Here is a 6,749-nt window from a genome sequence, read left to right as displayed (position 1 = left end):
ACACCCAAAATGGCCCGCCGCGCCGTCATGCGCTACGTCACCCGAGACATCTACCGCTACCTCGAAGACAACAGCCCACAACCAGCCCCCACCGCTTGACAAAATCGATAAGAGCGTCGAGACCCCGGGCGAACTTGCGTCGGCAGTTGCCTCCCCGAGATACAAAATCCGACGCAGAACCACGGGCAACAGGGTCTCGATACGCTCGCTCACTCCGTTCGCGGGCTACTCGACCAACCTGACGGCCGCGGGCCGCCCGACCAGCCCGGCAAACGGAACTCCCCACAGGCCGGTCGAGTAGGCCGAGGCGCAAGCCGAGGCCGTATCGAGACCCGGGCGAAATCGAGACCCCGGCCGCATTTGCGTCGGCAGTTGCCTCCCCGGGATACAAAATCCGACGCAGAACCACGGGCAACGGGGTCTCGATACGCTCGCTCACTCCGTTCGCGGGCTACTCGACCAACCTGGGTGAGGGCACTCCCCGTTCGCGGGCTACTCGACCAACCTGAGGGTCGCGGGCCGTCCGACCAGCCCAGCAACGGAGCTCCCCCAGGGTGGTCGAGTAGGCCGAGGCGCTAGCCGAGGCCGTATCGAGACCCGGGCAAAACTTGCGTCGGCAATTGTCCACCCGAGATACAAAATCCGACGCAGAACCGCGGCAACGGGGTCTCGATACGCTCGCTCACTCCGTTCGCGGGCTACTCGACCAACCTGAGGGTCGACCGACTCGAGGGATTGTCTCGGCGTCGAAAAGCGCGCACGCTGGAGAAGCACGACCGGACGAACAGCCGACCCCGACGAGGGAGCCCTGCGATGCCGACACAGACGATCGTCCCGAACATCTGGTGCAACCGGACCGCCGAAGAGGCCGCGCGGCTGTACGCCGACGCCCTCCCCGACACCACGTGGTCGGTGGCGGCCCGATACCCCACTGACGACCTCCCCGACTTCCAACGCGATTTCGCCGGCCTCCCGGTGACCGTCGACGTCGTCGTCGGCGACTACCGCTTCACGCTGGTGAACGCCGACGACCACTTCGCCCCCAACAGTTCGATCTCGTTCCTGCTGAACTTCGACCCCGCGGCATTCGGCGGCGAGGACGCCGCGCGAGCCCGCCTCGATCAGACGTGGGCCGCCCTGGCCGACGGCGAACCGCTGCTGCCACTCGGCGAGTACCCCCACAGCAAGCGGTACGGCTGGCTCCGCGACCGATTCGGCATGACGTGGCAACTGATGCTGACCGACCCCGCCGGTGACCCGCGCCCGTTCCTGACGCCGCTGCTCATGTTCAGCGGCGCCGCCCAGAACCGGGCACGCGCCGCGATCGACGCCTACACAGCACTGTTCTCCGACAGCGCGGTCGGCGCCCTCGTGCCGTATCCGGCCGCCAGCGGACCGGCCGACGCCGGCGCCGTCATGTTCGCCGACTTCCAGTTGGACGGGCAGTGGCTGGCCGCGATGGACGCGGGCGCCCCCGTCGACGCCCCGTTCACCTGCGGCGTCTCCCTCGAAGTCCGATGCCCCGACCAGGCCGAGATCGATCGTCTGGGACGGCCTCTCGGCCGTGCCGGAGGCCGAGGCCTGCGGGTGGCTGGCCGACGAGTTCGGGGTCAGCTGGCAGATCGTCCCCGCCGACCTCGGCCCGCTGCTCGACCGCCCCGGCGGCTATCAGCGATTGATGACGATGAAGAAGATCGTCATCGCCGACTTCTGACCCGAACCGCCGACCCCGGAACACGAACCCCGGCCGGGATCGATCGTCAGCGCGTCACCAGCTCCGACAACGCTCCCAGCACCCGGTCGACGTCGTCGGACGACGTGCCGAGCCCGAAACTCAGGCGGACCGCGCCGTCGGGGTAACCGAGCCGCGCGAGCAGCGGATGTGCGCAGAACTTGCCGTCGCGCACGCCGATGCCGTGCGTCACCGACAGGTACTCGGCGACGCTGCGCGCCGTGTGGTTCTCGACGGCGAAGGCGACGATCCCGACGCTGTCGGGGGCGTCGTCGAAGACGCGCAGCGTCCGCACGCCCGGCAGCAGCGCCAACCCCTCGTCGAGGCGCTGTCGCAGACGGTGCTCGTGGTAGCCGATCGCTTCGAAGCCGATGCCGTCCAAGGCGTCGGCCGCGGCCGCGAGCGCCACCGCGCCGAGCACGTTCGGGGAACCGGCCTCGTGCCGGGCGGCGCCGGCGTGCCAGTCGACGGTGCCGTCGGCGGCCACGCTCGCACTCGCCCCGCCGCCGGCCAGATAGGGTTCGGCGGCGTCGAACCAGTCGCTGCGCCCGATCAGCACGCCGGCCCCGAACGGCGCGTACAGCTTGTGCCCGGACAGCGCCAGATAGTCGATGCCCCACGACGCGAGCGAGATGCCGCGATGCGGCGCCAGCTGCGCCGCGTCCACCAGGATGCGGGCGCCGTGGCGGTGCGCGGCTGCCGCGAGCCTGCCGATCGGCAGCACCTCGCCGGTCACGTTCGACGCTCCCGTCACCGCCAGCAGCGCGGCCGGGGACGCGGCGAGTTCGGCTTCGAGGCGGGCGATCGTCTCTTCGACGGTGCCGGCCGCCGACACCACGCGGGCCCGTCCGGTCCGGGTCCACGGCAGCAGGTTGGCGTGGTGCTCGATGTCGAGGACGACCACATCGCCCGGCACCACGTGGGCGGCCAAGTTGAGGGAGTCGGTGGTGTTGCGGGTGAACACCACGGTGTCGTCGGCGCGGCCGCCGAGGAAGCGCCGCACGCTCTCGCGGGCCTGCTCGTACCGAGTGGTGCTGAGCTGCGACAGATGCCCGGCGCCGCGGTGCACGCTCGCGTACTCGCTGAGCGCCGTCGAGAGTTCTGCGGCCACCGAGACCAGGGCGGGCGCCGACGCGGCGTAGTCGAAGTTGGCGTAGGCGCGGGCACCCCATGCAGTGGTGGGCACCGTCGTTTCGGCACCCACCACCGCCGCCAAGGGAGAGATCGGGGCCGACGGCACCGGCGCGCCGACGGCAGACGCGGCAGCGGGGCGAGCGGCAGTGTGACGAACGGCAACGGGACGAACGGTTGCGGGACGATCGAGGACAGCGGTCATGAAGGACTCCAGTGATTCCGTGCTTGCCGTGCGCCGGTCGGCGTCGGCCGGGTCGTCACCCGGAGCACCCCACCACGGTGGAGGGTTGCTGACCAGCGCGCCGGGGCGTGTCGCTGATTCTCGTGACCCGCCGTAGACAGTGCCCTGCCCGACCGTTCGTCGGAAGCATTAAAACCGCCGCGGGTTCAACTGCGCCCGGTGCGGCCGATAGCGTGGAGAATGCGCGAATGCGGCACGAGGAAGGCTGTCTGTGGTTCATCCGAACGATCCGTTCCCGCGGTCCCGTCCTCTGCCGGACCCGCGGATCCGGCCGCAGGCGATGCCGTCACCGCCCCCGCCCCACGGTGCGCCGCCGCCGTTCGGACCGCCTGCGGCACACGGCCAACCGGCTTTCGGCCCGCCCGGTCCCTATCCACCCGGCCCGTTCCCACCCGGCCCCTACCCGCCCGGTCCTCCCCCGCCGAGTGGCACCCGCCGACGACCGGTCGTGCCGCTGATCGCGGTCGGTGCGGTACTGCTCGGCGCATTGGCGACGCTGCTGATCCTCGCGCCGTGGCGGCCGGACGTCCCCACCGAGACGACCGCGACGTTTCCGCTGCAGAACAGCGTCTCGGTGACGATCCGCCTGCCCGTCGGCTGGACCGCCGTCCCCGAGTCCGACGAGGGCGTCCCGGTGGTGATGATCCGCGCCGCCGCCGACGAGCGCGCCCTCTCGCAGGTCTCCGACGACCTGGTGTCCCTCGGCGAATCGGGCGCGGGTCGGCCCGTTCACGCGATCGTGCTGTTCGCTCGACGATGCGCCGGCCCCGCTCCGACCGTCGGCGCGTGGCGCAACCGCGACCGCGACGACTCCTCGCCTCATCACACCGAGCGATGGCTGTTCGCGACCTCGTCGGTCGACGGCCGCGACTGCCTCAACATGTCGGGAACCGACGCCGCCACCGATCCGACGTCCGCCGGTTCGACCGCCCGCGACCTGGCGCGCCGGTTGATCCGCGAGGACCGGCTGACCGGCACCAAGACTGTTTGACGCGGGCGGTCCGGCGGCGAGAATCGCGTCACAGCGGCGCCGGTCGTCGCGTCGGCCACGGGTAACCTGGCCAGGTGTCTGCCGGTCTGTCGTTCCAGTTGTCGAACACCGAGTTGAACGCGCGCGGTTTCGGCGTTCGCGCGGCGTACTCGACGGCGGCCGAGGCGGTCGACGCCCTCCGCTCGGGCGCGGCGTCGTTCGTCGGCGGGGCGCTCGGTTTCGACACCGCGGGCCCCGCGTCGTTGATCGCGCCCGACCGCGTCGACTTCTCACCGGTCGTCTCCACGCCGTCGTCGGCGGTCGCCGCCCCCGCGGTGTCGCGGTTGTCGGTGACGCCCGACGACGTGCACCGCGACCGGGTGATCAGGGCCGTCGACGCCATCGACGCCGGCCGGGTCGACAAGGTGGTCGTGGCCCGCAGCCTGGAGGCCGAGCTGACCGAGCCGATCGGTCCCGGTGAGATGGTCGATCGGTTCGCGGCGACGGCGGGCGATTCGACGATCTTCGCCGCCGATCTGAGCGCGGCTCCCGGCCATGCCGGACGCTGGCTGATCGGGGCGAGCCCGGAGTTGCTGCTGCGCAAGCGCGACGGGATCGTCGAGTGCGTCCCCTACGCCGGGTCGGCGCCGCGGTTCGACGACGTCGGTCGCGAGATCATCGGCGCAGCAACAGCTTTGGAGCGTTCGGAGAAGGACCTGCGCGAGCACCGGTATGTCGTCGACTACCTGCTCGACGCGCTGCGACCGCTGTGTTCGACGATCACTGCGCCAGACGTACCGCAGCTCATCGCCACGCGGCACGTCTGGCATCTGGCCACGCCGTTGTCGGCGCAGCTGACCGATCCGTCGATCACCGCGCTGGAGTTGGCCGCGCTGCTGTCGCCCACGCCCGCCGTGTGCGGCACCCCGTCGCGGGCGGCCGCGCAGGTCATCGGCGAGGTGGAGGGCCACCGCGACTTCTACGCGGGCGCCGTCGGCTGGTGTGATGCGTCGGGAGACGGCGAATGGGTGGTCGCCATCCGCTGCCTAGAACTGGACGCCTCCGGCTCCCGAATCCAGGCGTGGGCGGGCGGCGGCATCGTCGCCGGGTCCGACCCGGACGCCGAGGTCGCCGAGACCACGGCGAAGTTCCAGACCGTCCTGTCGGCGCTCGGCGCGTCGAGTCGATCCCGAATCGCCGGGTTGGTCGAGTAGCCCACCAGGCTGGTCGAGTAGCCCGCGAACGAAGTGAGCGAGCACCCCAGGCTGGTCGAGTAGCCCGCGAACGAAGTGAGCGAGCGTATCGAGACCCCCACCACCGACGAACCAACCCCCAGGTCTCGATACGCCCTCGGCTAGCGCCTCGGCCTACTCGACCACCCTGAGGAGCGCCCCGGCAGGCCGGTCGAGCGCCCCATCAGGCTGGTCGAGTAGCCCGCGAACGAAGTGAGCGAGCGTATCGAGACCCCGCGTCAGCCGAGCGCGGAATCCAGGTCGCGGAGCAGGTCGTCGGCGTTCTCCAGTCCCAGCGACAGGCGGACCATCGAGTCGGTGAGGCCGATCGCGGCGCGACCCTCCGGCCCCATCGCCCGGTGCGTGGTGGTGGCCGGGTGGGTGATCAGGCTCTTGGCGTCGCCGAGGTTGTTGGAGATGTCGATCAACGACAGTCCGTTGAGGAACTCGAAGGCGCGTTCCTTGCCCGACGTGCCGGGCCGCTCCGCGAGCTCGAACGTGATGACCGTTCCGCCGCCCGACATCTGCGACCGCGCCAGCTCGTACTGCGGGTGCGAGGGCAGGAACGGGTAGATGGCGCGTGCGACCCGCGGGTCGGCGTCGAGGAACTCGGCGACGCGCAGCGCGGTGGCGACCGACTGGTCGAGTCGCAGCTTCATTGTCTCGAGGCCCTTGAGCATCACCCAGGCGTTGAACGGGCTCAACGCCGGGCCGGTGTGGCGCATCATGGCGCGGACCGGCCCGTCGATGAACTCGCTCGTGCCGAGCACGGCGCCGCCCATCACGCGGCCCTGCCCGTCGATGTGCTTGGTGCCCGAGTAGACGATCACGTCGGCGCCCATGTCGAGGCCGCGCTGCAGCAGCGGGGTGGCGAAGACGTTGTCGAGGACCACCGTCGCGCCCGCGGCGTGCGCCAGCTCCGACACCTTCCGCACGTCGACGAGGGTCTGCATCGGGTTCGACGGCGTCTCGAAGAAGACCGCGTCGGTCGGCTTGGAAAGGGCGCGTTCCCACTGCTGGAGGTCGTCGCCGTCGACGAACTCGGTCTCCACGCCCCAGGCCGGCAGGATCTCGTTGCAGATGACGAAGCAGGAGCCGAAGAGGCTGCGCGCGGCCACCAGCCGGTCGCCCTTCTTCAGCAGCGCGGCGAGCGCGACGAACACCGCCGACATGCCGCTGGCGGTCGCGAAGCACGCCTCGGTGCCCTCGATCTGACGCAGCCGCTCCTGGAACATCGCGACCGTCGGATTGCCGTAGCGGGTGTAGACGAACCGCTTGTCCTCACCGGTGAACGCCCGTTCGGCCGCTTCTGCGCTCTCGTACACGTAGCCGCTGTTCAGGTACAGGGCTTCGGAGGTCTCGAAGAACCCCGAACGCAGGATTCCCCCGCGCACGGCGACAGTTTCCGGCGACACCCAGTCGGGCAGCTCACGACTCATT

Annotated in this window: 5 protein-coding genes and 1 riboswitch; of the genes, 3 read left to right on the top strand and 2 right to left on the bottom strand. The window is 70.5% G+C overall.

The genetic code is table 11. The annotated features are described in order from the left end of the window. Nucleotides 1-813 precede the first annotated feature (813 nt). Nucleotides 814-1,860: a VOC family protein gene (locus AAFO60_RS15325; RefSeq protein ID WP_432211717.1), complete on the top strand. Its 1,047-nt coding sequence runs from the start codon at nucleotides 814-816 to the stop codon at nucleotides 1,858-1,860. Here AAFO60_RS15325 and AAFO60_RS15315 read toward each other — a convergent pair. Continuing rightward, nucleotides 1,761-3,068, bottom strand: coding sequence for an aminotransferase class V-fold PLP-dependent enzyme (locus AAFO60_RS15315; RefSeq protein WP_347957080.1), 1,308 nt, complete (start codon nucleotides 3,066-3,068; stop codon nucleotides 1,761-1,763). The two genes, AAFO60_RS15325 and AAFO60_RS15315, sit on opposite strands and share 100 nt — an antisense overlap. Nucleotides 3,069-3,082: 14 nt before the next feature. Next, nucleotides 3,083-3,196: riboswitch (SAM riboswitch) on the bottom strand. A gap of 359 nt (nucleotides 3,197-3,555) precedes the next feature. Here AAFO60_RS15315 and AAFO60_RS15310 point away from each other — a divergent pair. Both AAFO60_RS15310 and AAFO60_RS15305 read left to right on the top strand, forming a co-directional pair. After that, nucleotides 3,556-4,098: a hypothetical protein gene (locus AAFO60_RS15310; RefSeq protein ID WP_347957079.1), complete on the top strand. Its 543-nt coding sequence runs from the start codon at nucleotides 3,556-3,558 to the stop codon at nucleotides 4,096-4,098. A 74-nt stretch (nucleotides 4,099-4,172) separates the two neighbouring features. Further along, nucleotides 4,173-5,291: an isochorismate synthase gene (locus AAFO60_RS15305; RefSeq protein WP_347957078.1), complete on the top strand. Its 1,119-nt coding sequence runs from the start codon at nucleotides 4,173-4,175 to the stop codon at nucleotides 5,289-5,291. A 257-nt stretch (nucleotides 5,292-5,548) separates the two neighbouring features. Here the strand turns inward: AAFO60_RS15305 and AAFO60_RS15300 are convergent, their stop codons facing one another. Beyond that, nucleotides 5,549-6,748, bottom strand: a complete 1,200-nt coding sequence (locus AAFO60_RS15300; protein WP_347957077.1) for an O-succinylhomoserine sulfhydrylase — start codon at nucleotides 6,746-6,748, stop codon at nucleotides 5,549-5,551. Nucleotide 6,749: the final 1 nt, after the last annotated feature.

This window comes from Gordonia aichiensis, assembly GCF_039946255.1.
In the GTDB taxonomy this organism is placed as follows: domain Bacteria; phylum Actinomycetota; class Actinomycetes; order Mycobacteriales; family Mycobacteriaceae; genus Gordonia; species Gordonia aichiensis_A.
The sequence above is the reverse complement of the archived record's forward strand: the minus strand, read 5'-3'. Positions and strand labels throughout refer to the sequence as shown.

Bases quoted from the DNA above. Each gene is read 5' to 3' on its own strand.
- AAFO60_RS15325 (WP_432211717.1), top strand. From the start codon at position 814: ATGCCGACACAGACGATCGTCCCGAACATCTGGTGCAACCGGACCGCC.
- AAFO60_RS15315 (WP_347957080.1), bottom strand. From the start codon at position 3,068: ATGACCGCTGTCCTCGATCGTCCCGCAACCGTTCGTCCCGTTGCCGTT.
- AAFO60_RS15300 (WP_347957077.1), bottom strand. From the start codon at position 6,748: ATGAGTCGTGAGCTGCCCGACTGGGTGTCGCCGGAAACTGTCGCCGTG.